The sequence below is a fragment of the Streptomyces manipurensis genome (assembly GCF_049570255.1).
Classification (GTDB): domain Bacteria; phylum Actinomycetota; class Actinomycetes; order Streptomycetales; family Streptomycetaceae; genus Streptomyces; species Streptomyces manipurensis.
Window position 1 is genome coordinate 4,829,334 of sequence record NZ_CP186950.1, and the last position, 25,538, is coordinate 4,854,871.

Annotated in this window: 24 protein-coding genes and 2 tRNA genes; 19 read left to right on the plus strand and 7 right to left on the minus strand. The window is 72.4% G+C overall.

All coding sequences use genetic code 11. From position 1 onward, the window contains the following. Positions 1-3: 3 nt before the first annotated feature. Positions 4-1,428 carry a dipeptidase gene (locus tag ACPU2J_RS22480; RefSeq protein WP_423833890.1) on the plus strand — a complete coding sequence of 475 codons (1,425 nt, stop codon included), beginning with the start codon at positions 4-6 and terminating at the stop codon, positions 1,426-1,428. A gap of 50 nt (positions 1,429-1,478) precedes the next feature. Next, on the plus strand, positions 1,479-2,420 hold the full coding sequence (nudC, locus tag ACPU2J_RS22485) for an NAD(+) diphosphatase (protein ID WP_365069696.1): 942 nt from the start codon (positions 1,479-1,481) through the stop codon (positions 2,418-2,420). Between the two features lie 89 nt (positions 2,421-2,509). Here the strand turns inward: nudC and ACPU2J_RS22490 are convergent, their stop codons facing one another. Further along, positions 2,510-2,770 carry a mycoredoxin gene (locus tag ACPU2J_RS22490; RefSeq protein WP_007266404.1) on the minus strand — a complete coding sequence of 87 codons (261 nt, stop codon included), beginning with the start codon at positions 2,768-2,770 and terminating at the stop codon, positions 2,510-2,512. Between the two features lie 170 nt (positions 2,771-2,940). On the opposite strand from ACPU2J_RS22490, the gene ACPU2J_RS22495 reads away from it, so the two are divergent. From ACPU2J_RS22495 to ACPU2J_RS22515, 5 genes are all read left to right on the plus strand, one after another. After that, on the plus strand, positions 2,941-5,106 hold the full coding sequence (locus tag ACPU2J_RS22495) for an ATP-dependent DNA helicase UvrD2 (RefSeq protein ID WP_420079671.1): 2,166 nt from the start codon (positions 2,941-2,943) through the stop codon (positions 5,104-5,106). Between the two features lie 167 nt (positions 5,107-5,273). Beyond that, positions 5,274-5,594 (plus strand): hypothetical protein, encoded by a 321-nt coding sequence (locus ACPU2J_RS22500; protein ID WP_420079670.1) that lies wholly within the window; start codon positions 5,274-5,276, stop codon positions 5,592-5,594. Between the two features lie 182 nt (positions 5,595-5,776). After that, complete coding sequence (locus ACPU2J_RS22505) at positions 5,777-6,148, plus strand: WhiB family transcriptional regulator (protein ID WP_037919572.1); 372 nt, start codon at positions 5,777-5,779, stop codon at positions 6,146-6,148. After that, on the plus strand, positions 6,145-6,474 hold the full coding sequence (locus tag ACPU2J_RS22510; protein ID WP_361605363.1) for a hypothetical protein: 330 nt from the start codon (positions 6,145-6,147) through the stop codon (positions 6,472-6,474). Before ACPU2J_RS22505 ends, ACPU2J_RS22510 begins: the two co-directional genes overlap by 4 nt. A 102-nt stretch (positions 6,475-6,576) precedes the next feature. After that, positions 6,577-6,789 (plus strand): hypothetical protein, encoded by a 213-nt coding sequence (locus ACPU2J_RS22515; RefSeq protein ID WP_423833891.1) that lies wholly within the window; start codon positions 6,577-6,579, stop codon positions 6,787-6,789. 39 nt (positions 6,790-6,828) lie between these two features. On the opposite strand, the gene ACPU2J_RS22520 is transcribed toward ACPU2J_RS22515, so the two are convergent. Both ACPU2J_RS22520 and ACPU2J_RS22525 read right to left on the minus strand, forming a co-directional pair. Further along, positions 6,829-8,157 carry an ABC1 kinase family protein gene (locus ACPU2J_RS22520; protein ID WP_423833892.1) on the minus strand — a complete coding sequence of 443 codons (1,329 nt, stop codon included), beginning with the start codon at positions 8,155-8,157 and terminating at the stop codon, positions 6,829-6,831. A 75-nt stretch (positions 8,158-8,232) separates the two neighbouring features. Continuing rightward, entirely contained in the window at positions 8,233-9,315 is a 1,083-nt protein-coding gene (locus ACPU2J_RS22525; protein ID WP_423833893.1) for a ThiF family adenylyltransferase, read from the minus strand. Between the two features lie 125 nt (positions 9,316-9,440). Between ACPU2J_RS22525 and ACPU2J_RS22530 the strand changes: the two genes are divergently transcribed. The 4 genes from ACPU2J_RS22530 to ACPU2J_RS22545 all read left to right on the plus strand — a co-directional run bounded on the left by ACPU2J_RS22530 (position 9,441) and on the right by ACPU2J_RS22545 (position 13,406). Next, on the plus strand, positions 9,441-10,127 hold the full coding sequence (locus ACPU2J_RS22530; protein WP_420079667.1) for a M48 family metallopeptidase: 687 nt from the start codon (positions 9,441-9,443) through the stop codon (positions 10,125-10,127). Between the two features lie 162 nt (positions 10,128-10,289). Further along, positions 10,290-11,933, plus strand: a complete 1,644-nt coding sequence (locus tag ACPU2J_RS22535) for a TerD family protein (protein WP_423833894.1) — start codon at positions 10,290-10,292, stop codon at positions 11,931-11,933. A gap of 20 nt (positions 11,934-11,953) precedes the next feature. Continuing rightward, positions 11,954-12,634, plus strand: coding sequence for an AIM24 family protein (locus ACPU2J_RS22540; RefSeq protein ID WP_361602859.1), 681 nt, complete (start codon positions 11,954-11,956; stop codon positions 12,632-12,634). 16 nt (positions 12,635-12,650) lie between these two features. Beyond that, complete coding sequence (locus tag ACPU2J_RS22545) at positions 12,651-13,406, plus strand: AIM24 family protein (RefSeq protein ID WP_361602757.1); 756 nt, start codon at positions 12,651-12,653, stop codon at positions 13,404-13,406. 70 nt (positions 13,407-13,476) lie between these two features. Here ACPU2J_RS22545 and ACPU2J_RS22550 read toward each other — a convergent pair whose 3' ends face one another. Both ACPU2J_RS22550 and ACPU2J_RS22555 read right to left on the minus strand, forming a co-directional pair. Further along, positions 13,477-14,007 (minus strand): NUDIX hydrolase, encoded by a 531-nt coding sequence (locus ACPU2J_RS22550; RefSeq protein WP_423833895.1) that lies wholly within the window; start codon positions 14,005-14,007, stop codon positions 13,477-13,479. Then, positions 14,004-15,410, minus strand: coding sequence for a zinc-dependent metalloprotease (locus ACPU2J_RS22555; protein ID WP_389069003.1), 1,407 nt, complete (start codon positions 15,408-15,410; stop codon positions 14,004-14,006). The genes ACPU2J_RS22550 and ACPU2J_RS22555 overlap by 4 nt, the downstream gene beginning before the upstream one ends. Before the next feature lie 193 nt (positions 15,411-15,603). Here ACPU2J_RS22555 and ACPU2J_RS22560 point away from each other — a divergent pair, with 193 nt between their 5' ends. From ACPU2J_RS22560 to ACPU2J_RS22575, 4 genes are all read left to right on the plus strand, one after another. Then, positions 15,604-16,782 (plus strand): SDR family oxidoreductase, encoded by a 1,179-nt coding sequence (locus ACPU2J_RS22560; protein WP_420079665.1) that lies wholly within the window; start codon positions 15,604-15,606, stop codon positions 16,780-16,782. A gap of 135 nt (positions 16,783-16,917) precedes the next feature. Then, positions 16,918-17,379, plus strand: a complete 462-nt coding sequence (locus tag ACPU2J_RS22565; RefSeq protein WP_361602769.1) for a molybdenum cofactor biosynthesis protein MoaE — start codon at positions 16,918-16,920, stop codon at positions 17,377-17,379. A 144-nt stretch (positions 17,380-17,523) separates the two neighbouring features. Further along, positions 17,524-17,736 carry a hypothetical protein gene (locus tag ACPU2J_RS22570; RefSeq protein ID WP_361602772.1) on the plus strand — a complete coding sequence of 71 codons (213 nt, stop codon included), beginning with the start codon at positions 17,524-17,526 and terminating at the stop codon, positions 17,734-17,736. 140 nt (positions 17,737-17,876) lie between these two features. Continuing rightward, positions 17,877-18,968: a YlbL family protein gene (locus ACPU2J_RS22575; RefSeq protein WP_365069686.1), complete on the plus strand. Its 1,092-nt coding sequence runs from the start codon at positions 17,877-17,879 to the stop codon at positions 18,966-18,968. Between the two features lie 19 nt (positions 18,969-18,987). Here ACPU2J_RS22575 and ACPU2J_RS22580 read toward each other — a convergent pair whose 3' ends face one another. After that, positions 18,988-19,557 carry a PPA1309 family protein gene (locus ACPU2J_RS22580; protein WP_420079664.1) on the minus strand — a complete coding sequence of 190 codons (570 nt, stop codon included), beginning with the start codon at positions 19,555-19,557 and terminating at the stop codon, positions 18,988-18,990. Positions 19,558-19,688: 131 nt separating this feature from the next. Here ACPU2J_RS22580 and ACPU2J_RS22585 point away from each other — a divergent pair, with 131 nt between their 5' ends. The 4 genes from ACPU2J_RS22585 (at position 19,689) to ACPU2J_RS22600 (ending at position 24,887) form a co-directional block, all read left to right on the plus strand. Further along, positions 19,689-22,577, plus strand: coding sequence for a UPF0182 family protein (locus ACPU2J_RS22585; RefSeq protein ID WP_420082360.1), 2,889 nt, complete (start codon positions 19,689-19,691; stop codon positions 22,575-22,577). A gap of 52 nt (positions 22,578-22,629) precedes the next feature. Further along, positions 22,630-22,703, plus strand: a tRNA-Met gene (locus ACPU2J_RS22590). Between the two features lie 336 nt (positions 22,704-23,039). After that, the gene (locus tag ACPU2J_RS22595; protein WP_389068999.1) at positions 23,040-24,755 is read left to right on the plus strand and encodes a tetratricopeptide repeat protein; all 1,716 of its coding nucleotides are present in this window, start codon (positions 23,040-23,042) and stop codon (positions 24,753-24,755) included. Between the two features lie 58 nt (positions 24,756-24,813). Further along, positions 24,814-24,887: transfer RNA gene (locus tag ACPU2J_RS22600), tRNA-Met, on the plus strand. 141 nt (positions 24,888-25,028) lie between these two features. Here ACPU2J_RS22600 and ACPU2J_RS22605 read toward each other — a convergent pair. Then, entirely contained in the window at positions 25,029-25,445 is a 417-nt protein-coding gene (locus ACPU2J_RS22605) for a Fur family transcriptional regulator (protein ID WP_361602784.1), read from the minus strand. Positions 25,446-25,538: the final 93 nt, after the last annotated feature.

A 25,538-nucleotide genomic window follows, 5' to 3' on the forward strand; every position in this document is an offset into this window, starting at 1 on the left:
GGCATGAGCGACACCTCGCCGGACAACGCCGTCCGCACGTACATCGACACCCACCGCGGCGCCTTCCTCGACGACCTCGCCGAGTGGCTGCGCATCCCGTCCGTCTCGGCCCGGCCCGAGCACGCGGACGACGTGCGCCGCAGTGCCGAATGGCTGGCGGCGAAGCTCAAGGAGACCGGCTTCCCGGTCGCCGAGGTCTGGGAGACGGACGGCCTGCCCGCCGTGTACGCGCACTGGCCCAGCGAGGACCCCGAGGCCCCCACCGTCCTGGTCTACGGCCACCACGACGTGCAGCCCGCGGCGCTCGCCGACGGCTGGCACACCGACCCCTTCGAGCCGGTGGTCCGGGACGGCCGCATGTACGCGCGCGGCGCCGCCGACGACAAGGGCCAGGTGTTCTTCCACAGCCTGGGGGTGCGCGCCCACCTGGCGGCGACCGGCGCCGCCGCGCCCGCGGTGAACCTCAAGCTGATCGTCGAGGGCGAGGAGGAGTCCGGTTCGGCGCACTTCCGCGCCCTGGTGGAGGACCGTGCCGCGGAGCTCGCCGCCGACGCCGTGATCGTCTCCGACACCGGCATGTGGTCGGAGACCACGCCCACCGTCTGCACCGGCATGCGCGGCGTCGCCGACTGCGAGATCGACCTGCACGGCCCGGACCAGGACATCCACTCCGGCGCCTTCGGCGGCGCCGTGCCCAACCCGGCCACCGTCGCCGCCCGCCTGGTCGCCGCCCTGCACGACGAGGACGGCCGCGTCACCGTCCCCGGCTTCTACGACGGCGTCGCCGAGCTCACCGACGCCGAGCGGGCCCTGATCGCCGAGCTGCCCTTCGACGAGGCGGAGTGGCTGCGCACCGCCAAGTCCCACGCGGCCGCGGGCGAGGCCGGCTACAGCACCCTGGAACGCGTCTGGACCCGCCCCACGGCCGAGGTCAACGGCATCGGCGGCGGTTACCAGGGCCCCGGCGGCAAGACGATCGTCCCCGCCTCCGCCCACGTGAAGCTGTCGTTCCGGCTGGTGTCGGGCCAGGACCCCTACGAGGTCGAGGCCGCCGTACGGGACTGGACCGCCGCCCGCATCCCGGACGGCATCCGCCACAGCATCACCTTCGGCGCGCCCACCCGCCCGTGCCTGACCCCGCTGGACCACCCGGCGCTGCAGTCCGTCGTACGGGCCATGGGCCGCGCCTTCGGCCAGAAGATCCGCTTCACCCGCGAGGGCGGCTCGGGTCCGGCGGCCGACCTCCAGGACGTCCTCGGCGCACCCGTCCTCTTCCTCGGCATCTCGGTGCCGTCCGACGGCTGGCACGCGCCGAACGAGAAGGTCGAGCTCGACCTCCTGCTCAAGGGCGTCGAGACCTCCGCCTACCTCTGGGGGGAACTGGCCGACGGCCTCCGCGCCCACCGGCCGCCCCGCACGCCCGCCTGAACCGGCGCCCACACCTTCGTACCGAGCCTGCCTGTCCACCACCGGGGGAGTTGGAAGTACCTGTGAGCATCCATACCGAGCGCCCTCTCTCGCTCACCGCGCCCAGCGGGATCGACCGCGCGGCGCACCACCGCCTCGACGAGGCATGGCTCGCCGCCGCCTGGAGCCACCCGACGACCCGCGTCTTCGTCGTCTCCGGCGGCCAGGTCCTGATCGACGACACCCCCGACGGCGGCACCGGCATCGTGATGACCCCGGCCTTCGAGGCCCCGGTCACCGAGACCCACCGCTACTTCCTGGGCACCGACGAGGACGGCGTACGGTACTTCGCGCTGCAGAAGGACTCCCTGCCGGGCCGGATGGACCAGTCGGCCCGCCCGGCCGGGCTGCGCGAGGCCGGGCTGCTGCTGAACGACCGCGACGCCGCCCTGATGGTCAACGCCGTCGCCCTGGAGAACTGGCAGCGGCTGCATCGCTTCTGCTCCCGCTGCGGCGAGCGCACGGTGGTCGCCGCCGCCGGGCACATCCGCCGCTGCCCGGGCTGCGGCGCCGAGCACTACCCGCGCACCGACCCGGCCGTGATCATGCTGGTGACGGACGAGCACGACCGGGCGCTGCTGGGCCGCCAGGTGCACTGGCCGGAGGGCCGCTTCTCCACGCTCGCCGGGTTCGTGGAGCCGGGCGAGTCGATCGAGCAGTCCGTGGTCCGCGAGGTGTGGGAGGAGGCGGGCGTCCGGGTCGGCCGGGTCGAGTACGTGGCCAGCCAGCCGTGGCCCTTCCCGTACAGCCTGATGCTGGGCTTCACCGCACGCGCCACCACCTCGGAGATCACCGTGGACGGCGAGGAGATCCAGGAGGCCCGCTGGTTCTCCCGCGACGAGCTGCGCGCGGCGTTCGCCTCGGGCGAGGTCCTGCCGCCGTCGGGCATCTCCATCGCGGCCCGCCTGGTCGAGCTCTGGTACGGCGAGCCGCTGCCGAAGGCCGCCGCGTAACGTCCGCCACCCCGCCCGCGACACGCGGCAGGCCCCCGCCTCGACGGGGCGGGGGCCTGCTGCGGACGGCGCGGCCGGAGAGGGCCGGCTCAGACGGCGAGAGCCTGCTTGACCTGGGCCAGGCTCGGGTTCGTCATCACGGACTCGCTGCCGGCGGCCGACTTCACGAGCACGGTGGGGACCGTCTGGTTGCCGTTGTTCGCCTTCTCCACGAACGCCGCGGACTCCGGGTCGAGCTCGATGTTGATCTCGTTGTACGCGATGCCCTCGCGGTCCAGCTGCGTCTTCAGCCGACGGCAGTAGCCGCACCAGGTCGTGCTGTACATCGTGACGGTGCCCGTGTCCTGCATCCTGCGCTCTCCTTCGTGAGGGCTCGGTGGTCCGAGTAGTCGAACGTACGCGACCGCACGGCCATTCCCTCCCGTCCCCGACCGCACCGCCGGTGTGACCGATACGACGAATCCCGGCGGCCTGTGGACGGATTTCCCGCCCGGCTCACCGGACCTGGCAGCATGGCGGGGTGACAGCAGCAACGCACTCCTCTCCTTTCCCCGCCGGCGCGGACTCGGCCGACGCGGTGCTCCTGGGCCTCGACCCGGAGCAGCGCGAGGTCGCGACGACCCTGCGCGGACCGGTGTGCGTGCTGGCCGGAGCCGGGACGGGCAAGACCCGCGCGATCACCCACCGGATCGCCTACGGGGTCCGGTCCGGCCTGCTCATGCCCGCCAGCGTGCTCGCCGTCACCTTCACCAACCGCGCCGCCGGGGAGATGCGCGGACGCCTGCGGGCCCTGGGCGCGGGCGGGGTCCAGGCCCGCACCTTCCACTCCGCGGCGCTGCGCCAGCTCCAGTACTTCTGGCCCAAGGCCGTCGGCGGGGAGGTCCCCCGGCTGCTGGAGCGCAAGGTCCAGCTCGTCGCCGAGGCGGGCGCCCGCTGCCGCATCCGCCTCGACCGCAACGAGCTGCGCGACGTCACCGGCGAGATCGAGTGGGCCAAGGTCACCCAGACCGTGCCCGCCGACTACCCGGCGGCCGCCGTCAAGGCCGGCCGCGAGGCCCCCCGGGACATGGCCGAGATCGCCCAGATCTACGGCACGTACGAGCAGCTCAAGCGCGACCGCGGCATGATCGACTTCGAGGACGTGCTGCTCCTGACCGTCGGCATCCTCCAGGACCGCCACGACATCGCCGAACAGATCCGCGCCCAGTACCAGCACTTCGTCGTCGACGAGTACCAGGACGTCAGCCCGCTCCAGCAGCGCCTGCTGGAGCTGTGGCTCGGCGAGCGCGAGAGCCTCTGCGTCGTCGGCGACGCCAGCCAGACCATCTACTCCTTCACCGGCGCCACCCCCGACCACCTGCTGAACTTCCGCACGCGCTACCCCCAGGCCACGGTGGTCAAGCTGGTCCGCGACTACCGCTCCACCCCCCAGGTGGTGCACCTCGCCAACGGACTGCTGAAGCAGGCCAAGGGGCGGGCCGCCGAGCACCGGCTGGAGCTGCTCTCCCAGCGGGAGCCCGGCCCCGACCCGGTCTACGCCGAGTACGCCGACGAGCCCGCCGAGGCCGAGGGCGTCGCCCGCCGCATCCGCGACCTGATCGCCGCGGGCGTCCCCGCCGGCGAGATCGCCGTCCTCTTCCGCATCAACGCCCAGTCCGAGGTCTACGAGCAGGCGCTCGCCGACGCCGGGGTCCCGTACCAGCTCCGCGGGGCCGAGCGGTTCTTCGAGCGGCAGGAGGTGCAGAAGGCGATCCTCGCGCTGCGCGGAGCCTCCCGGTCCGCCGGGAACGACCCCCTGCTCGAAGAGGTCGTCGAGCTCGGCTCCCAGGCCCGTGCCGTGCTCAGCTCCACCGGCTGGGCCGCGGAGCCGCCCGCAGGCTCCGGCGCCGTGCGCGACCAGTGGGAATCGCTGGCGGCGCTGGTGCGCCTCGCCGAGGACTTCGCCCGCGCCCGGCCCGGGGCCACGCTCGCGGACCTCGTGGTCGAGCTGGACGAGCGCAGGGCCGCCCAGCACGCCCCGACCGTCCAGGGCGTCACCCTCGCCTCGCTGCACGCGGCCAAGGGCCTGGAGTGGGACGCCGTGTTCCTCGTCGGCCTCACGGACGGCATGCTGCCGATCACGTACGCCAAGACCGACGAGCAGGTGGAGGAGGAGCGGCGGCTCCTCTACGTGGGGGTCACCCGGGCGCGTGCGCACCTGACGCTGTCCTGGGCCCTCTCACGCGCCCCCGGCGGCAGGTCCACCCGGCGCCCCAGCCGCTTCCTGAACGGCCTGCGGCCGGGCTCGGCGGACCGGGGGAGCGGCGCCCGCCCCGGGGCCGAGCCGGGCACGCGGACGCGCCGCAGACGCGGCCCTGTGCTGTGCCGCGTCTGCGGCAGGACGCTGACCGAGGCCGGCGAGCTGAAGCTCATGCGCTGCGAGGACTGCCCGTCGGACATGGACGAGGGCCTCTACGAGCGGCTGCGGGACTGGCGCGCGGCCGAGGCAGGGGATCAGGGCCTGCCCGCGTACTGCGTCTTCACGGACAAGACCTTGATGGCGATCGCGGAGGCCTCCCCCTCCGAGCCCGGGGAGCTCTCGATGATCTCCGGGGTGGGCCGTCGCAAGCTCGACCGGTACGGAGCCGATGTCCTGGCCATCTGCGCAGGTCAGGAGCCCGGCGCCGAGGATCCTGACGACGCGTAGAAACTCGTCGGAAAAATAGTTTGCACATGCCCAGCGAAGACCCATAGGTTCTTAGCAACGGAAACGGTGGCTTCTCCGAAGCCCCGGTTCCGTGCTGTACTTATCCGAATACGCATGGGACAGGCCCTCGGGCCGGGTCCCCGAGACGCCGAGAGGAGGCGAGACCAGTGACCAGCTTCATGACCTTCACCAAAATGACCGATCGCTCGGTCGATGCTTCCTGCCTGCTCGGTTCCGTCTCCCTCCTGGGTACCGGTGTGTCCGCGATTTCCGCTGGCGCCCCCGCCCTGTCGGCGACCCTCCCCGTCAGCGAGCGCATCGAGCGACCGACCGGGGCACCGGTGGCAGTACTGGCAGCAGAATCCCAGGCGCATGGCGCCTACGGATTCGCCGCCGCGGCCGGTGCCGGAAACCAGACGAAGCAGACGAAGCAGTACCACCTGATGTGGGCCTTCCGCGGGCTCGAACCCTGGAGTGATCCAGCCTGATCGCATGATCAGGCCGGCGCCTTCAGGGCCGCGGAACCCCACCCGGGATCCGCGGCCCTTCTGTTTGTCCCCGACCGGGGACGACGGAGCGAAGGGGCCTCGGGACTGGCAGGACCAGGTACCAGCCGAACCCGGCCGACCGGCCGGAACGACTAGCCGAACAAGACGAGGAAGAAAACACCGTGCAACTCGAAGCGCACGCCCCGTCCGTACCGCAGACCCAAACGATCTCCCCGCCCGCAGTCCCGGAGGACCACGCCTTGACCCCGCTCACCGCGCTGACCGCGCTCGACGACGCCATCGAGAACCTCGGCGTCCCGGTTCCCTGCCGCACCTTCGACCCCGAGGTCTTCTTCGCCGAGTCCCCGGCGGACGTCGAGTACGCGAAGTCCCTCTGCCGCACCTGCCCGCTGGTCGAGGCCTGCCTCGCCGGAGCGGTCGAGCGCCGCGAGCCCTGGGGTGTCTGGGGTGGCGAGCTCTTCGTCCAGGGTGTCGTCGTGGCCCGCAAGCGGCCGCGTGGCCGTCCGCGCAAGAACCCGGTCGTCTCGGCATGACCACCACCGGAACCATCGACCGCCCCCTGACGCACGACCCCCTGAAGCAGGCCCTCATGACCGCCTACACCACGAGCGAGCAGCCCCACGGCGCCGCCCACGCAGACTTCATCACCACCGGCGCGATCACCTCGCGTCAGAACAGGACCCGCGAAATGCAACTCATCCCAGAAGCCCTGGCCCGCGCCCATATGGACGACCGCATGCGCGAGGTGGACGCCGAGCGTCACGCCGTGCGCCTGGTCGCCGCCCGCCGCATGCAGCGGCGAGCCGAGCGCGTCTCCATGCGCGCCCGCCGCGCACTGGCCATGGCCGTCATGCACTGAGAGCCGGAAGACGGCAGCATCCGGGGGGACCGGTCCGAAGGGACCGGTCCCCCCGGGGCGTTGCGCGCCGCGCTCCGCCCCGGACGGCGATATCGTCCGGAAATGGACCAGCCGACACCCCCGCCCGAACCCGAACCGCCGGGATCCGAGGCCCAGACCGCCGTCTGCGCGCGCTGCGGCACGCGGTCACCCGGCGGCGCCCCGCCCACCTGGACCTGCTCCGTGGAGAACGGGGCCCGGCAGTACTTCTGCGTGGACTGCGCCCGCGCCAACCTCCGCGCGATCGAGGGCAGGCTCGACTCGTCCTGGTGGTGACCGCACCACCCGGCACCGCACCGCGGTGCCGTCACCGCCTCAGGTCGCGTTCGCGAACCCCGGCAGCCAGGTGTCCAGTTCGTCCCGCAGTCGTACCGTCGCGCCCAGCTGGCACAGCACGCCGATCGTGCTGAGGGTCACCCGGTGGATCAGCAGGTACGACGGGGGCAGGTTGATCTGCCGGCCCAACTGGTGCGCGGGGGAGCGGGGATCGGTGATCCGCGCCGCCTGCCCGCGCAGCCACGGCCGGGTGAAGGTGAACTGATCCGCCTCGGCCGGTTCGATGATCGGCTTCAGGTAGTCCAGCACGGCGTCCGGGTCCAGCGCGACGGAATCCCGGACGAACCCCTCGGCGCGCAGGTGCCCGTAGACCCCCTCGGCGTCCCCGTCCAGGGTCATGCGCAGGGACCTCCCGATGGGCCGGGGCCAGCCGCCGGGCAGCCGGTCGACCGTGCCGAAGTCCAGTACGCCCAGCCGCGTGCGGCCGTCCTCCGCCGTCACCAGGCGGAAGTTCCCCGGGTGCGGATCGGCGTGGAGCAGGCCCGTGCGGGCGGGGCCGGAGAAGAGGAAACCGGCCAGCAGCTGACCGGCGCGGTCGCGGTCCTCCTGCGTGCCGTCGGCTATCACCTCCGACAGCGGAGTGCCCTCCATCCACTCGGTCACCAGCACCTGATCGCCCTGGTGCACCACGTCCGGGACGACCACGTCCGGATCGTCGGCGAAGGCGTCCGCATGCGTGCGCTGGGCCTCCGCCTCCAGCTCGTAGTCGAGCTCCTCCGCGACCCGTTCGCGCAACTCCCTGATCAGGGGCTTGATCTCCATGCCGGGAATCAGCGGCCCCAGCAGTCCCGCGAAGCGCCCCAGTTGCTTCAGGTCCGACAGCAGCGCCTCACCGGCCCCCGGATACTGGACCTTGACCGCCACCCGCCGGCCGTCGTGCCACACCGCCCGGTGCACCTGGCCTATGGACGCGGCCGCGGCGGGCGTGTCCTCGAACTCCTCGAACAGATTCCGCCAGTCCGCCCCGAGACGCTCCGTCAGTACCTGGTGCACCGTCGCCGCGGGCAGCGGCGGGGCCGCCTCCTGGAGCTTGGTCAGGGCGGCCCGGTAGGGGCCGGCCACCTCCTCCGGCAGCGCCGACTCGAACACCGACAGGGCCTGCCCGAACTTCATGGCGCCGCCCTTCAGTTCGCCGAGCGTGCGGAACAACTGCTCGGCGGTGCGCTGCTGGAGCTCGCGCGCCACGATCTCCGCCGACTTGCCCCCGATCCGCTTGCCCAGCCCCCAGGTCGCCCGTCCCGCGAGGCCGAGCGGCAGCGCGGCCAGCTTGACGGTGCGGGTGACCGCCTTCCGGGGAAGATCAGACATGCGCCCCTCCATTTCCCAGACAGCTGCGCCGCAAGCGGCGGTTCTCCACGACCTTGTGGGTCCCGACGCATCCTGTCACGGCTCCCCGGGCGCACCGCAGGGGCATTCGGGGTGGGTCGGTACGGGGGAGCGTTCCCAGTGCAGCGCGGGCAGGGCCGCCTCCCACCGCGCACCCGCCGAGGCCGGCACCTGCCCGTCGAGGAAGGAGAGCGCGTGCGCCGCGGCCAGCCCGGCCACCGCGGTGGACAGGCCCAGGTCGCAGGCGGCGTTCGGGCGGCGCCGGTGCGAGGAGCGCCACTGCACCAGCATCCGCGGCCAGGCCGGATCCCGGTCCACGCGCTCGCGCTCCATGCATCCCGCGCACGCGGTCGTGCCCGGCAGCACCAGGGGCCCGACCAGCCCCGTCCCCTCCAGCACCCCCGCGTACAGGTGGGGTACGCCCGCGGCGACCCAGTCGGACGCCAGCCCCGGATCGGGGGCCCAGGCGTCCAGCCCGTCCCGCGGCGCGACCACCACCAGGGCCAGCCCCGGTTCCCCGCCCTCCTCCCCGGACCTCGGGGCCCGCCCCGGCGCCGACTCGCGCACCGCGCCCGCGGCCGCCTCTGCCCGCATCCGGCCCACGGCCTCGGGGCCGAGACCGCCCGGCGCCACGTCCGCCGGCTCCACCCGCCCGCCGTCGAGCACCTCGACGCGCCCCACGCCCGCCCCCGCCAGGACGGCCGCGATCACGGTCCCCACCCGGCCGCTCCCGCGCACCCGGACCTTCGTCGCCCGGCGGGCGGCGATCCCCCGCAGTCCGCCGCCGGGCTCCCGGTGGACCAGCGAGAGCGACCCCAGGTCGGGCTCCAGCCGGTCCGCCGTCCCCGGCTGCCCGCGCACCGCCTGCGCGCGCGGCCCGCCGGCGGTGGCGTCGTCGAGCAGACCCGCCCCTGCCAGCCACCGCACCACCGCGTCCGCCCGGCCGTCCGGCAGCCCCATCCCCGAGGCCTCCGCCCGCAGCAGCTCCATGCCCCGCGTCCCGTCGATCCGGTCCAGGAGCGCGCCCGTCGCGGTGTCCACGGGGCCCAGCACCACCGCATGGGCGGGCGTCACCCCGAACTGCACCGTCTGCAGGTCCCGCCACGCCCGCGCCAGCGCGGGCTTCACCTTCGGATACACGTCGCGTCCCCCTCCGACTGCCGCGCGGGCCCTCGCCGCCCGCGTCCCGTTCCTCCGCAACACTGCCCGTCCGCCGGCATCCGTGCGGAGATTTGTCCACAGGCAAGGGGTATTGGGCATATGAGATGAAAACCGAAGAGGGGAGGAGGGGAAGAGGGGGAAGGGCGGAAGGGCGGGCGACGGGAGCCGCTCCGGACGCGGGCTCCACGCCGCCCGTGTGCGAACCCCGGACGCGCGGGACTTCCGCCGCCGCCAGCGGGTACCGTCGTGCCGTGTCCGCCGACCCATCCCAGCGCCCGGTCGAAGTGCGCCGGAGCGCGCGCCGCCGCAGGACCGTGTCCGCCTACCGCGAGGGCGACCGCACGGTCGTCCTCATCCCTGCCCGGATGTCCGAGGCGGAGGAACGGCGCTGGGTGGGCGTCATGCTCGACAAGCTCGCCGCGCAGGAGAGCAAGCGCACCCTCGGCGACGCCGAACTCGCCGAGCGCGCCGGCCGCCTGTCCGAGCAGTACCTCGACGGCCGGGCCCGCCCCCGGACGGTCCGCTGGGTCACCAACCAGAACACCCGCTGGGGCTCCTGCACCCCGGCCGAGGGCAGCATCCGCCTCTCGCACCGCCTCCAGGGCATGCCGGAGTACGTCGTCGACTACGTGCTCCTGCACGAGCTGGCGCACCTCCTCGTGCCCGGTCACGGACCGCGTTTCTGGGAGCTGCTGGAGGCGTACCCGCGGACCGAGCGGGCCCGCGGATACCTGGAGGGCGTGGTCGCGGCCGAGCGGCTCCCGCAGGTCCCCGCCGCGCGCGAGGAGTGAGCGGGCGCCAGCGGGCACCCGGCGTGGCCCGGCTCACAGACCGTCCGTCATGTCACACAGCGTGATGTGTACCGGCTTGGTACCGGCTTGGCCCGATGTCGCCGGATGCCGTTAGCCTGAGCGGCACGAAATTCACAGTCGGGATGGGGGACGTCGTTTCGCATGGCAAGGGAATTCCAACGCGGCCACAAGGCCAAGATCAGTGACCTCACGGCGGGCACGGATCTGTACGTAGGCGTCCAGATCGCCGGGCCCGGACTCACCTTCGACATCAGCTGCTTCGGCCTCGACGCCAACGAGCAGCTCTCGGACGACCGCTACTTCGTCTTCTTCAACCAGCCGAAGTCGCCGGAGGAGTCCATCCAGCTGCTGGGCGCGCAGGCGGGCGACACCGAATCCTTCCGGGTGACCCTGGACCGGATTCCGGCGTCCGTCCACAAGCTGTCCTTCACCGCCACCATCGACGGTGCCGGGCAGATGTCGCAGATCGGCCCCGGCTACATCCGCATCGTCGCCGGCGGCGAGGAAGTGGTCCGCTACGCGTTCACCGGCTCGGAGTTCACCACCGAGCGGGCCGTCATGCTCGGCGACTTCTACCTCAAGGACGTCTGGCGCTTCGCCGCCGTGGGCCAGGGCTTCGACGGCGGACTGGAGGCCCTGCTGAGGAACTTCGGCGGCGAGGTCGCCGAGGAGGCCCCGCAGCAGCAGGCCCCGGCCGCCGCGAACCCCGGCTTCGCCCCGCCGCCGCAGGCGGCCGCCCCGGCCCCGTCCTTCGGCGCCCCGGCCGCACCCCCCGCCCCGCAGGCCCCCCAGGCCCCGGTCCCCGCCCCGTCCTTCGGCGCGCCGGTACCGGCCGCGGCCCAGGCCCCGCAGGCGCAGCCGCAGCAGTACCAGCAGCAGCCGCCGACCCCCGCGCCGGTGCACGCCGCGCCCACGATGGCCGCGCCGATCGCCCCGCAGGCCCCCGCCCCGTACGGCCAGCCGCCGCAGCCCTCCTACGGGCAGGTCCCCGGCCAGTACCCGGGCCAGGTCCCGCCGCCCGCCCCGGCCCCCGCCCCCTACGGCCAGCAGCCCGGCCAGACCACGCCGCCCGGCCAGTTCCCCGGCCAGCAGCCCGGTTACGCGCCGCAGTCCGCCGCCCCCGGGGCGGGTCTCGCCGCCGCGCTCCAGCCGTACAAGGAGGCGCCCACCGGCGCCCGCTGGACCGCGCAGAACCAGCAGCTCATGCGGGTCGACCTCGCCATGGGCGGCCAGGGCGTCCTGGCCCGCCAGGGCAGCATGGTCCTCTACCAGGGCAAGGTGGACTTCAGCTACAAGGGCGCGGGCTTCGCCGGCCGCATCGTCGGCAACGCCACCGGCCAGGAGATGCAGCTCATGCGCTGCACCGGCCGCGGCCAGGTGTTCCTCGCCGAGAACGGCGCGCACCTGCACGCCATCGAGCTCCAGGGCGACGCGATCTGCGTCTCCGCCGAGGCCGTCCTCGCCTTCGACGAGACCCTCCAGCACGAGGTCCGCCGCATCGAGGGCCACGGCATCCCCGGCGGCGCCCTGTTCACCATGCAGTTCCAGGGCACCGGCACGGTGATCGTCAAGACGCACGGCGTGCCCGTCGTCCTGCCCGTCACGCCCACCACGTTCGCGGACAGCAACGCCATCGTCGCCTGGTCCGCCGCCTCGCAGGTGATCATTTCCAGCCAGGTCCGGCTCCGGCGCACCGCCTACCCCGGCCACAGCGGGGAGACCGTGAACCTCCAGTTCCGCGGCGCTCCCGGCAACTTCATCGTCGTCCAGCCGTACGAGGTCTGAGGGAGCCCGACATGAACGCAATGAACCAGCAGCTCGCGGGCTACGCCCCGACCCCGGTCACGGCCCGCATGGAGAACCACGGCCGGTCCATGCTCAAGGTCGCCATGCAGAGCGGCCAGGACCTCTACGCCCGCACCGGGTCGATGGTCGCCTACGAGGGCTTCGTGCAGTACGAGCCCAACCCGCCGGCCGTCCGCCAGATGGCCTCCCAGTGGATCACGGGTGAGGGCGCCCCCGTGATGAAGTGCACCGGCGACGGCCTGCTCTACCTGGCCGACTACGGCGCCGACGTCGTCGTCGTCAACCTGAACAACGACGCGCTCTCGGTCAACGGCACCAACCTGCTCGCCTTCGACGCACACCTCCAGTGGGGCGTCGAGCGGGTCAAGGGCCTCGCCAAGTTCGCCGGCCAGGGCCTGTTCAACGTCCAGGTCTCGGGAACCGGCTGGGTGGCCCTGACCTCCCGCGGCACCCCGATCGTGGTCGACTGCGGTCGCGGCGAGGACGAGACGTACGTCGACCCCGACGCGCTCGTCGCCTGGTCGCCCAACCTGAAGGTCAAGGGCAAGCGCAGCTTCAAGGCCTCCTCGATGATCGGCCGGGGCAGTGGAGAGGCCTACCAGATGGCCTTCTCCGGCCAGGGGATCGTCGTCGTACAGCCCAGCGAGGACAGCACCGACCGGCTCCGGGCCCGGGGCTGAGGGGAGCGGACACATCATGCAGAGCGCACTTTTCGCCCACGCCGAGGTCCCGTCCCAGGACCGCTACGCCATCCAGAACCCGCAGCTGCTGCGGGTCTCGCTGACGGGCTCCGACGACGTCCTCGCCCGCAAGGGCGCGATGGTCGCCTACCAGGGCCTCATCGACTTCGACGGCGAGTACCAGTCCAGCAACCAGCGCGGCGCCCGCCGGCGCACCGGTGAGGGCCTGGACCTCATGCGCTGCTCCGGCCAGGGCACCGTCTACCTGGCCAACCTGGCGCAGTACGTGCACGTCGTGGACGTGGACCCGGACGGCCTCACGGTCGACAGCAGCTACGTCCTCGCCCTGGACTCCACCCTGCACACCGAGGTCATCGCGGTGGACAGCCAGTACGGGATCTCCGGATCCGGCAAGTACCAGCTCAACATCAGCGGCCGCGGCAAGGTCGCGCTGATGACCTCCGGGCAGCCGCTGATGATGCACGTCACGCCCGACAAGTACGTCAACGTCGACGCGGACGCCATCGTCGCCTGGTCGACGTCGCTGCGGGTCCAGATGCAGGCCCAGACGCACTCCAGCGGTGTCTGGCGGCGGCGCGGCAACACCGGTGAGGGCTGGGAGCTCAGCTTCCTCGGCACCGGCATCGCGCTGGTCCAGCCCAGCGAGGTGCTGCCCCCGCAGAACGCCCAGCTCGGCCAGGGCGCCGCCGCGCAGTTCGGCATGGGGCAGCACGGCTCCCACGCCCAGAACCAGAACAACGCCTGGAACTAGTTCCCGGTCCGCACACGCCTGAGGGGCGGCCCCGCCGGGGCCGCCCCTCAGGGCGTTCGCGGGCCGCCGCTCAGCGGCCGAGCCGCGCCAGGGTGTCCTCCAGCAGCCGTACGACCGAGGTGTCGGCCACCGCCGCCACCTCCGCGTACGGGAACCAGCGCAGGTCCAGGGACTCGTCGCTGATCCCCTCCTCGGCCCCGGCCGGGGCCAGCGCCGCGTACTGCACGTCCAGGTGCCAGTTGCAGGGCGCCGGGATCGGGTGCCGGTCGAGCCGCACCGGACCGCCGGGCAGCAGCCTCAGCCCCTGCTCGATGCCCGACTCCTCGCGGGCCTCGCGCAGGGCCGCCTCCTCCGGGGTGGCGTCCCCGGGCTCGCAGTGGCCGCCCATCTGCAGCCACATGCCCAGCTTCTTGTGCAGGGTGAGCAGCACCCGCTCCCGCACCGGGTCCACGACCAGCGCGCTCGCCGTGACGTGCCCCGCGGAACACGGCTTGTAGACCCCGTCCGGGTGGGCCGCCAGGTGCTCCAGGTACAGGTCGCGCAGCTCGGGCTGGGCCTCGTACGCCTTGAGGACGAGGACCGTTTCTTCGTGCAGGCTCACTTCTTCTCGTCGCCCTCGTCGTCGCGCTCGGTCGTGCCCTTGCCCTGCTGCTCGGCGGCCTCGCCGAGCATCTTGTCGATCTCCGAGAAGTCGAGCTGCTCGCGGTGCACGAACCCGTCCGGGTCGTCCAGGTCGGAGGCGGTCGGCAGCATGTCCGGGTGCTCCCACAGCCCGTCGCGGCCGTCCACGCCGCGCGCGTCGGTGAGCGAGGCCCACAGGCGCGAGGCGTCGCGCAGCCGGCGCGGGCGCAGCTCCAGACCGATCAGCGTCGCGAAGGTCTGCTCCGCGGGGCCGCCCGAGGCACGCCGCCGGCGCATGGTCTCGCGCATCGCGTCCGCCGAGCCCAGCCGCGGCTTGGCGGCCTCGTGCACCACCGCGTCGACCCAGCCCTCGACCAGCGCGAGCGCCGTCTCCAGGCGGGCCAGGGCGGCCTTCTGCTCGGGGGTGTCCTGCGGCTGGAACATGCCGCCCTGCAGCGCTTCCTGCAGCTGCTCCGGGTTGGACGGGTCCAGCTGTCCGACCACGTCCTCCAGCTTCGAGGTGTCCACCTTGATGCCGCGGGCGTAGCCCTCGACGGCCCCGAAGAGGTGCGAGCGCAGCCACGGGACGTGCGCGAAGAGCCGGGCGTGGGCCGCCTCGCGCAGCGCCAGGTACAGGCGCACCTCGTCCGGGGGGACCCCCAGGTCCTTGCCGAAGCCCTCGATGTTCAGCGGGAGCAGCGCGGCCTTGCCGGCCGGGCCCAGGGGCAGCCCGATGTCGGTCGAGCCCACGACCTCGCCCGCGAGCACGCCCACGGCCTGGCCGATCTGCTGGCCGAACATGGCGCCGCCCATGGAGCGCATCATGCCGAGCAGCGGGCCCGCCATGGCCTGCATCTCCTCGGGCAGGACGTTGCCCATCGCCGCTCCGACGCGCTCGGCGACCGGGTCCACGAGCTCCTTCCACACCGGGAGGGTCGCCTCGACCCACTCGGCGCGGCTCCACGCCACCGCCGTGGTGGCGCCCGAGGGCAGCGAGGTCACGCCGTCCAGCCAGTGGTCGGCGAGGCGCACGGCCTCCTCGACGGCCGACCTCTCGGCGATGCCGACGCTCGTGTCCTTCGTGCCGTCCGCGGTGCCCTGCGCGACCGTCTGGCGGGCGATGTCCTTGGCCATGTCCCAGTTCACGGGACCGCCCTCGTAGCTGAGCATCTGGCCGAGCTGCTGGAAGGCGGCCCCCAGGTCGTTCGGGTTCATCGAGCCGAACATCGCGGCGAAGGGGTTGTCCGCGCCGCCGGGCAGGCCCGATCCGAACCCGAAGGGATTCGCGGGGCCGCCCTGACCGCCCTGACCGCCCTTCTTGCCCTCGTCGCCGTTGTCCGGCTCCTCCGGCGGAAGGCCGAATCCGAATGGGGTGTCGCTCACGGGTTTCCTCGGCTCGTAGGGCCGTCGGCGGGTGCCGACGGGCAATGGTCCGACAACACCACCCAGCGTAGACACCGGAACCCGCATCCGGGCTCGGTGCTCCGCCGACTCCTGGGCTGCGGCAGGATGGACATCACCTGGTGGGTACGCGTCACGGCGCGTCCCCACTGAAGACAACCGCTGGAGACGCCCGGTGAGTTCCCCAGATCCGCACGTTTCGGATAAGCGCAACGACGCGACGCACGACGAAAACGGCCCCGACCAGGGGGACGGCGCCCTCGGCGTTCGCCAGGCGCGAAACCCGGCGGGCCCGCGCCGGCCCAGCCCGGTGATCGCCGTGACCGGCGCCGCCTCGGGCGTCGGCGCCGCCCTGGTGAGCCGCCTGGCGGCCTCCGACGAGGTCAAGCAGGTCGTCGCCATCGACGAGCGGCGCGGGGAGTGCGCGGATGCCCAGTGGCACCTCCTGGACGTACGGGACCCCGCCATCGCCGAGAAGCTGCGGGGCGCCGACGTCGTGGTGCACCTCGCCCTCGACCTCGACCTGGAGACCGACCCCGCGGCCCGTACCGCGTACAACGTGCGCGGCACCCAGACCGTCCTCACGGCGGCCGCGGCGGCCGGCGTGCACCGGGTCGTGCTCTGCACCTCGGCGATGGTCTACGGGGCCCTGCCGGACAACGACATCCCGCTCTCGGAGGACTCCGAGCTGCGGGCCACCGCCGAGGCGACCGGCGTCGGCGACCTGCTGGAGATCGAGCGCCTCGGCCGCCGGGCACCGCGCGCCCACCCCGGTCTGAACGTCACGGTGGTCCGCCCCGCCGTCCTGGTCGGCGGCACGGACACGGCCCTGACCCGGTACTTCGAGTCCCCGCGCCTGCTCGTGGTGGCGGGCTCCCGCCCCACGTGGCAGTTCTGCCACGTCGAGGACCTGGTCAGCGCCCTGGAGTACGCGGCTCTGGAGAAGGTCGAGGGCGAGCTGGCCGTGGGCTGCGAGGGCTGGCTGGAGCAGGAGGAGGTCGAGGAGCTGAGCGGCATCCGCCGCATGGAGCTGCCCTCGGCGGTCGCGCTGGGCGCCGCGGCCCGGCTGCACCGCATCGGCCTGACCCCGTCCCCGGCCGGAGACCTCGCGTACACGATGCACCCCTGGGTGGTGAGCGTCAGCAGGCTGCACGCCGCGGGCTGGCGGCCGCGCTGGACCAACGAGGAGGTGCTCGCCGAGCTGCTCCAGGAGGTCGCGGGCCGCCACACCGTCGCCGGGCGCCGGCTCGGCCGCCGGGACGCCGCCACGGCCGCCGGTGCGGCGGGCGCGACGGTGGCCCTGCTGGGCGCGGCCGCGGCCGTAAGGCTGGCGCGCAAGCGGCGCGGCATCTGACCCGCCCCGGCCCGCGGACGCCCGGGCGGCGGCCGCGGGCCGGCGCCCGGTCTGTAGGAGGCTCCCAAGCGGGCCGCCGGAGGCCGGGTGAATCAGCTATTTCGCCGTGTCCGCGGCTGGGGCAGGATGGACGGTATGGCACCGCACTTCGACCACCCCGGTGAGCAGGCCGCTCAGGACCCGATCCGGCTGCTCGCGATCCGTGAGACCCCGCTGTCGATCGACGAGGTCTTCCGGGCCGTCGGCGACGACGCGACGGGCGGTACGACCCTCTTCGTCGGCACGGTGCGCAACCACGACGGAGGCGCGGACGTCGACTCGCTCGGCTACTCCTGCCACCCGACGGCCGAGGCGGAGATGCGCCGGATCGCCGAGCGCGTGGTGGCCAAGTACCCGGTGCGCGCGCTGGCGGCCGTGCACCGCGTGGGCGACCTGGCCGTGGGCGACCTGGCGGTCGTCGTCGCGGTCTCCTGCCCGCACCGCGGGGAGGCCTTCGAGGCCTGCCGGATGCTCATCGACGACCTCAAGCACGAGGTCCCGATCTGGAAGCACCAGACGTTCGCGGACGGCACGGAGGAGTGGGTCGGCGCCTGCTGACCCCCGGTCGGGGAGCGGCCGTCGGCAGGGGGTAGCCTCGCACCCGTTCGGCCGCGCAACACGCCCTCGATTTGCGTAACCCCCCCACGGGCACGAGCGTTGAAGCCACCAACGAAACGTAGTCCGGGGTAAGGAGGCACGCCCATGGCGTCTCTGGCGTGGTTGCTGATTCCGCTGTGCGCCGCGATCGGTGCGGGCATATGGGGCAGCTGGGCGGCGCGCGACCGCACGCAGGGTGACATATCCGAGCTCGCTGGCTACGCACGCTTCCGCGAAGCCATGGGCAACGCCCACACCGCCCCGGCCGACCGGTCCAGGGCCACGGCCGAAGCGCACTCCGCTTCCGACGCCGTCTGACGCCCTCCGGCACCGCCCGGACCGGCACGGGGCGACCGCCCCGTCCCGCCTCCTGAGATTCTCGTGAGAGTTCCGCGCACGCCCCCGTACGGACCGGCCCCGAGGGCCGCCCGGCGGGCCCGTCCCGTACTGTCGGAACCATGCCACGCCGCACCGCGACGATGCTCGCCTCCACCCTCGTGCTGTTCGCGCTGCTCTGCGCCGGCGTGTTCATCAAGGTCCCGTACTCCGAGATGAGCCCCGGCCCGACCGTGAACACCCTCGGGGACTCGCACGGTGCGCCCGTCCTGAACATCTCGGGGCGGCAGACCTACCCGACCAGCGGGCACCTGAACATGACGACGGTCCGGGTCACCGGCGCGGACTATGACATGAACCTGCTGGAAGCCGTCTACGGCTGGCTGGCCGGCGACAACATCGTGGTGCCGCACGAGAACCTCTACCCCGACGGCAAGACCGACGCGGAGTCCACCCAGGAGAACGCCGAGGAGTTCAGCCAGTCGCAGCAGAGCGCCAAGGTGGCGGCCCTGAAGCAGCTCGGCATCCCGGTCACCGCACGGGTGATCGTCGCCTCCGTGGTCAAGGACAGCCCGTCGGAGGGCAAGCTGCACGCCGGTGACGTGGTCAAGGCGGTGGACGGCGCCCCGGTCACCGCCCCCGAGGACGTCGCGAAGCTCGTCACCAAGCACAAGCCCGGCGAACCGGTCGAGTTCACCATCGTGCCCGCCGCCGACGCGGCAGCCGCCGCGAAGGCCGGACGCGAGGCCACGGAGACGAGCAAGGTCACGGTCACCGCGGGCAAGGCGGAGGGCGACGGCCGCGCCATCGTCGGCATCCGGGCCGGGAGCGACCACACCTTCCCGTTCACGATCGACATCAAGCTCGCCGACGTCGGCGGCCCGAGCGCGGGCCTGATGTTCGCCCTCGGCATCGTCGACAAGCTCACCCCGGCGGACCTGACCGGCGGCAAGTTCGTCGCGGGCACCGGCACCATCGACGACACCGGCAAGGTCGGCCCGATCGGCGGCATCCAGATGAAGACCATCGGCGCCCGCAAGGCCGGCGCCGAGTACTTCCTGACCCCGGCGGACAACTGCGCCTCCGCCGCGACGAACGTCCCGGACGGGCTGACCCTGGTGAAGGTCTCCACCATCGCCGACGCCACGGAATCGCTCCAGAAGATCAGCAAGGGGGACACGGCCGGGCTGCCGCAGTGCACGGCCAAGCCCTGACCGGCCCCCCGGCAGCGCCTCAGGCGAAGGTCGCCGAGAGGGCCTCGGCCAGGCCCGGCACCAGGCCGCCGCCCGTGAGGACCTCCGTCGAGGAGTCCTTCGCGCGCAGCCGTACGGCCGACTCGCGCGAGCCGTCGCGCAGCACGGCCACGGTGAGGCGGACCTCCTGGCGCTCCGGGTGCCCGGCGACCCACTTCGCCAGCTGCTTGTCGGACAGGCCCTCCGGTACGGACGCCTCCGCGGACGGCGGCAGCATCAGCCGCTCCACCGTCAGCGCGCAGCCGACGACGGCGTCGGGCCAGGCGATGGTGCCGAGGAACTTGTCGAGCGGAGTCCCCGAGGGGACCTGGTCCTGCTCGATCGGGGTGAGGGAGCTCTTGCCGGCGTCGTCCTGGTCGACGCCGAGCTGGGAGGCCAGGCGCGGCTCCTGCTTCCTGAGCCGGGCGGTGTCGACCAGCGCGAACAGCCGCGCGGGCTTGTCCCAGCCGAGGCCCGCCGCGTATTCGTCGATCTCGAGACAGGCGCGGGTGAGCGGGGAGGCCGCCATGGGGGTGCCGGGGGAAGGCGAATCGTTGGACATGGACAACATCCTGCCTCCTTTCCACCTGATAACGGGAACTGACTAAAGCCTCAGTAAGTTGCATGAGTGGGCTCTACGATCGGGGGCCCGTTCATCACCAGACTCAGCGACTTTCGAGGTGGCACACCTTGGCTTTCCAGATGCCGGACCGCGGCGGAGGCCCTTCCGGGCCACGGATGAGAGTCGGCCGCCCCTCCCGGCGGGCGCGCACTCTCCTCATGACCCTGGGCGTGCTCGCCGTCCTGGCCATGCTCTTCATCATGTTCGCCGGGTTCTGGACGGACTGGCTCTGGTTCCGTTCCGTGAAGTACTCCACGGTCTTCACGACCACGCTGTGGACCAAGATCGGCCTCTTCGCCGTCTTCGGGCTGCTGATGACCGGTGCGGTCGGGCTGAACATCTGGCTGGCCCACCGGCTGCGGCCGCCGCTCAGCGCGATGTCACTGGAGCAGCAGAGCCTGGACCGCTACCGGATGAGCATCGCCCCGTACAAGAAGTGGCTGCTCCTCGGCATCTCCGTGCTCGTCGGCCTGATCGCGGGCGCTTCCGCGGCCGGCCAGTGGAAGACCTGGCTCATGTACGTGAACGGGGTGCCCTTCGGCACGAAGGACCCCCAGTTCAACATGGACGTGTCCTTCTACACCTTCGACCTGCCCTGGTACCGCTTCCTGCTCGGCTTCGGCTTCGCCGCGGTCGTCCTGTCGGTGATCGCCGCCGCCGTCGTGCACTACCTGTACGGCGGACTGCGCGTGACCAGCCCCGGCGCCCGTGCCACCGCCGCCGCGACGGGGCACCTGTCGGTGCTGCTCGGCCTCTTCGTGACCTTCAAGGCCATCGCCTACTGGCTCGACCGCTACGGCCTCGCCGTGAAGTCCAGTGACTTCAAGGCCTCCGACAACTGGACCGGCCTGCGCTACGTCGACGCCAACGCCTACCTCCCGGCGAAGACGATCCTCGTCGCCATCGCCGCGATCTGCGCGGTGCTGTTCTTCGCGACGCTGTGGCGGCGCACCTGGCAGCTGCCGGTGATCGGCTTCGGCCTGATGGTGCTCTCGGCGATCCTGATCGGCGGGCTCTACCCGGCGATCGTGCAGAAGTTCCAGGTCCAGCCGAACGAGCAGGCCAAGGAATCCCCCTACGTCCAGAAGAACATCAAGGCCACGCGCGACGCCTACGGGATCGCCGGGGCCGAGGTCAAGGACTACCCCGGGGCCCCGCAGACCGAGGACCGCACCAAGCTGCGGTCGGCGGCCGACACCACGGCCAGCCTGCGCCTGCTCGACCCGAACATCGTCTCGCCGGCCTTCCAGCAGCTCCAGCAGGTCAAGGGCTACTACGCCTTCCCCTCCACGCTGGCCGTGGACCGCTACAGCGGCCAGGACACCGTGATCGGTCTGCGCGAGCTGAACATCGGCGGCATCCCGAAGAACAACTGGATCAACGACCACTTCAAGTACACGCACGGCTACGGCGTGGTCGCGGCCAAGGGCACCACCGTCAAGGACGGCGCCCCCGACTTCACCCAGTCCGACCTGCCCTCCAAGGGGATGTTCGGCACGGACTTCGAGCAGCGCATCTACTACGGCGAGCAGACGAAGCAGTACTCGATCGTCGGCGGCCCGCAGAAGGAGCTCGACTACTCCGACGACAAGGGCGAGAAGGAGACCAGCTACGAGGGCGACTCCGGGGTCAACCTGGACAACCCGGTCAACCGGGCCGCCTACGCGCTGACCTTCAGCGAGCCGCAGATCCTCTACTCGGGAGCCATCGGCGAGGGCTCGCGGATCCTCTACAACCGCACGCCCAAGCAGCGCGTCGAGGCCGTCGCCCCCTGGCTGACCATCGACGGCGCGCCGTACCCGGCGGTCATCGACGGCCGGATCAAGTGGATCGTCGACGCCTACACGACCACCAACGGCTACCCGTACGCCTCGCGGACCACTCTGGGCCAGAGCACCGCGGACTCGCTGACCAACAGCCAGCGCGCCGTGGTCGCCCAGGAGAACCAGGTCAACTACATCCGCAACTCGGTGAAGGCCACCGTCGACGCCTACGACGGCTCGGTGGACCTCTACCAGTGGGACACCCAGGACCCGGTCCTGAAGACCTGGATGAAGGCCTTCCCGGGGACGGTCAAGCCCAAGGGCGAGATCTCCAAGCCGCTCATGGACCACCTGCGGTACCCGCAGGACCTCTTCAAGGTCCAGCGCGAGCTGCTGACCCGGTACCACGTCACGGACCCGCAGACCTTCCTCAGCGGCAGTGAGGCCTGGGCCGTCCCGGACGACCCGACGACCAAGGCCGGCACGGCGGTCCCGCCGTACTACCTGTCGATGAAGATGCCGGACCAGAAGGAGAAGGACCAGGTCTTCTCGCTCACCACGACGTTCACGCCGAACGAGCGGCCCAACCTGAGTGCCTTCATGGCGGTCAACGCCGATCCGGGCACCGAGGACTACGGCAAGATCCGCATCCTGAAGATGCCGACCAGCAAGCCGCCGGAGGGCCCCGGCCAGGTGCAGAGCAAGTTCCAGTCGGAGCCGAAGATCGCAGAGTCCATCCGCCTGCTGCGCGGTGGCGACTCCGAGATCGAGTACGGCAACCTGCTCGCGGTGCCGCTCGACGGCGGGATGCTCTACGTCGAGCCGGTCTACGTCCGCAGCTCCGGCCTGAAGTACCCGCTGCTGCGCAAGGTCCTGGTGACCTACGGCAACCAGACGGCCTTCGAGGACACCCTGGAGAAGGCGCTGAACGTGGTCTTCGGTGCCGAGGCGCCGACCACGCCGGTGCCCCCGGCCCAGCCGCCGGGCGAGGGCACGGTCACGCCCCCGACCAACCAGGACCCGACGGTCAAGGCGGCCCTCGCCGACGCCCAGAGGGCGATCGAGGAGGCCGAGAAGGCCAGGCAGTCCGGCGACTGGACGGCCTTCGGCAAGGCCCAGGACGACATCAAGGCCGCGCTGAAGAAGGCGATCGAGGCGGAGGCGAAGGCCACGCCGCCTCCCGCGACGCCTCCTCCGGGCGGCTGATGATCAATCCGTGAGGGCTCCGTCCCGCGTCGTGATACTGTTGTTTCACCGACGCGGGGTGGAGCAGCTCGGTAGCTCGCTGGGCTCATAACCCAGAGGTCGCAGGTTCAAATCCTGTCCCCGCTACTGAAGACGAAGGCCCGGATCCGATGGATCCGGGCCTTCGTCATGTCCGGACGGGACACGCGGTAACCGAGACGGGTGAGTTGGGGTGGGAGCGTGTTTGACTTGCCTCACTGTGGGCATGTCGACAAAACGCTGTAGTGACCTCACTGACTGCGACATACCAGGTGTACGCGGGTAGCAGGTGATGCGACGATGGGATATATGGGGGACAGGTCAACTCTGCTGGAGACAGGGCGGTTTGTGAGGGCGCGGGCCGAAGCGGGCACAGGAGCCAACGAGTCGGCACGGGGCGCCGACACGCAGACTGCACTGACCGATGCGGATTTCGCGGAGGAGATGTTCGCCGAGACCGACACGGCGAGCGACGCCGCCGAGCTGGAGGCCCGGCACCGGGTGGCCGCCGACAAGGGCGACCCCGGTGCCATGAGCGTGCTCGGGGCGCTGCTGCTGCGCCGCGGAGACCTGGACGGCGCCGAGCCGTACCTGCGGGGGGCCACCGCCGAGGGTGACCGGGCCGCCGCCAACAACCTGGGCGTCCTGCTGCTCCAGAGGGGTTACCCGGACGAGGCCGCGGGCTGGTGGCGCGTCGCCGCCGTGGCCGGATCCGCGCCGGCCGCGCACGCCCTGGGCCGTCACTTCCGCGAGCGCGGGGACGAGCCGGCCGCCGAGTACTGGCTGCGCCAGGCGGCGGAATCCGGCCACGCCCTGGGCGCGTTCGGGCTGGCCGATCTGCTGGAGCACCGCGGGGACAAGGGCGTCGAGCGGTGGTTCCGCGCCGCCGCCGAGCAGGGCCACCGCGAGGCCGCCTACCGGCTGGCGCGGCACCTGCGCAAGGGCGACCCGGCCGAGGCCGAGCAGTGGTACCGGCAGGCCGCCGCGCGCGGGCACCGCCGGGCCGCCCTGCACCTGGGCGCGCTCCTGGAGGCGCGCGGAGAGCTCAAGGAGGCCGGGCGCTGGTACCTGACCTCCGCCAAGCAGGGCGAGGCGCGGGCCGCGTGCGCCCTCGGCTTCCTGCTGCGCGACGCCGGTGACGAGGAGAGCGCGGCGGCCTGGTGGCACCGGGCGGCGGAGGACGGCGACGGCAACGCCGCCAACGCCCTGGGTGCGCTGCACGCGGCCCGCGGCGAGACCCAGACCGCCGAGCGCTGGTACCGCACCGCCATGGACGCCGGAGACCAAAACGGGGCGTACAACCTTGCTTTGCTGTGCGCCGCACAGGACCGGACCGCGCAGGCCGAGCAGTGGTACCGGCGCGCGGCCTACGCCGGGCACCGCGAGGCGGCCAACGCGCTGGCCATCATGCTGCTCCAGGTCGGCGACGCGGCGGGCGCCGAGCCGTGGTTCTCGAAGGCGGCGGAGGCGGGCAGCGTGGACGCCGCGTTCAACCTCGGCATCCTGTTCGCCAGCCGCGACGAGGACCGTACGGCGCTGAAGTGGTACGAGCGGGCCGCCTCGGCCGGGCACACCGACGCGGCCCTCCAGGTCGGCATCGCGCTGGTCCGGGACGGCGAGGAGCGGGCCGCCGAGCGGCACCTGCGGTGCGCCGCGGGCGGTGGCAGCGCGGAGGCGGCCTTCCGCCTGGCCGCGCTGCTGGAGTCGCTGGCCCCGCCGCCGGAGCCGCCGGCCCTGGGTGAGCCGGTGGGCGGCGCCCCGCGTACGGAGAGCGAGGAGTGGTACGAGCGGGCCGCCGAGCTGGGGCACCGCCGGGCGCAGGTGCGGGTCGGCATGCTGGCCGCCGCCCGCGGCGACATGGCGGTCGCGGCCCGCTGGTACCGGGAGGCGGCCGAGGCCGGCTCCCGTAACGGGGCGTTCAACCTGGGGCTGCTCCTGGCGCGGGAGGGCAACGAGCCGGAGGCCGCCCTGTGGTGGACCCGGGCCGCGGTGGCCGGTCACGGCCGGGCCGCCCTGCGGCTGGGCCTGCTCGCGGCCCGGCACGGGGACCTCGCGGAGGGGCAGAAGTGGTGCGCCCGTGCCATGGAGCTGGGCCCGGCGGAGGTCTCCGAACGGGCGGCCCGGCTGCGCGAGGCGCTGGCCGAGGAGCTCTCGGCCTGAGGGCCGGCCAAGGGATTTGCATCTGCCGGGGGCCTTCACGTAACGTGGGGTTCACCGACGCGGGGTGGAGCAGCTCGGTAGCTCGCTGGGCTCATAACCCAGAGGTCGCAGGTTCAAATCCTGTCCCCGCTACTGAAGACGAAGGGCCCGGATCCCATGGGATCCGGGCCCTTCGTCGTTTTCTCCTGCAAGGCCGTGCCGTCGGAGCCGGCCGTGCACGAAGGGCCCGGACCCCCGCGGTGTGCGGGGGGCCGGGCCCTTCGTCGTTGCGTTTCAGGCCGCGGCGCAGCCCGGGCAGAGGCCCCGGTAGGTGACCTCGACCGCCGACACCACGAAGCCGAAGCGTTCCGCCGCGGGCAGGTCGGCCAGCGGGTCGCCCGCCGGGTGGACGTCGCGGATGGCCCCGCACCGGGCGCAGACCAGGTGCTGGTGGGGGCGGTGGGCGTTGGGGTCGTACCGCTTGGCGCGGCGGTCCGTGGAGACCTCCAGGACCTCGCCGAGGGTGACGAGCTCGCCCAGCGTGTTGTACACGGTGGCGCGCGAGATCTCGGGAAGCCTGACCACGGCGCGCGCGTGCACCTCGTCGGCCGTCAGGTGCACGTGGTCACCGTCGAGCACCTCGGCCACGACGCGTCGCTGTGCCGTCATGCGCCAGCCGCGTCCGCGAAGTCGTTCCAGCAGGTCACTCATGGGCATCAGCCTAACAGTGAGGGATTCGGTGCAACTCCCGAACCCGTGTGGACTTGGATGCTTACTTGACTTAGACAAAGTCCATCGTAGGAT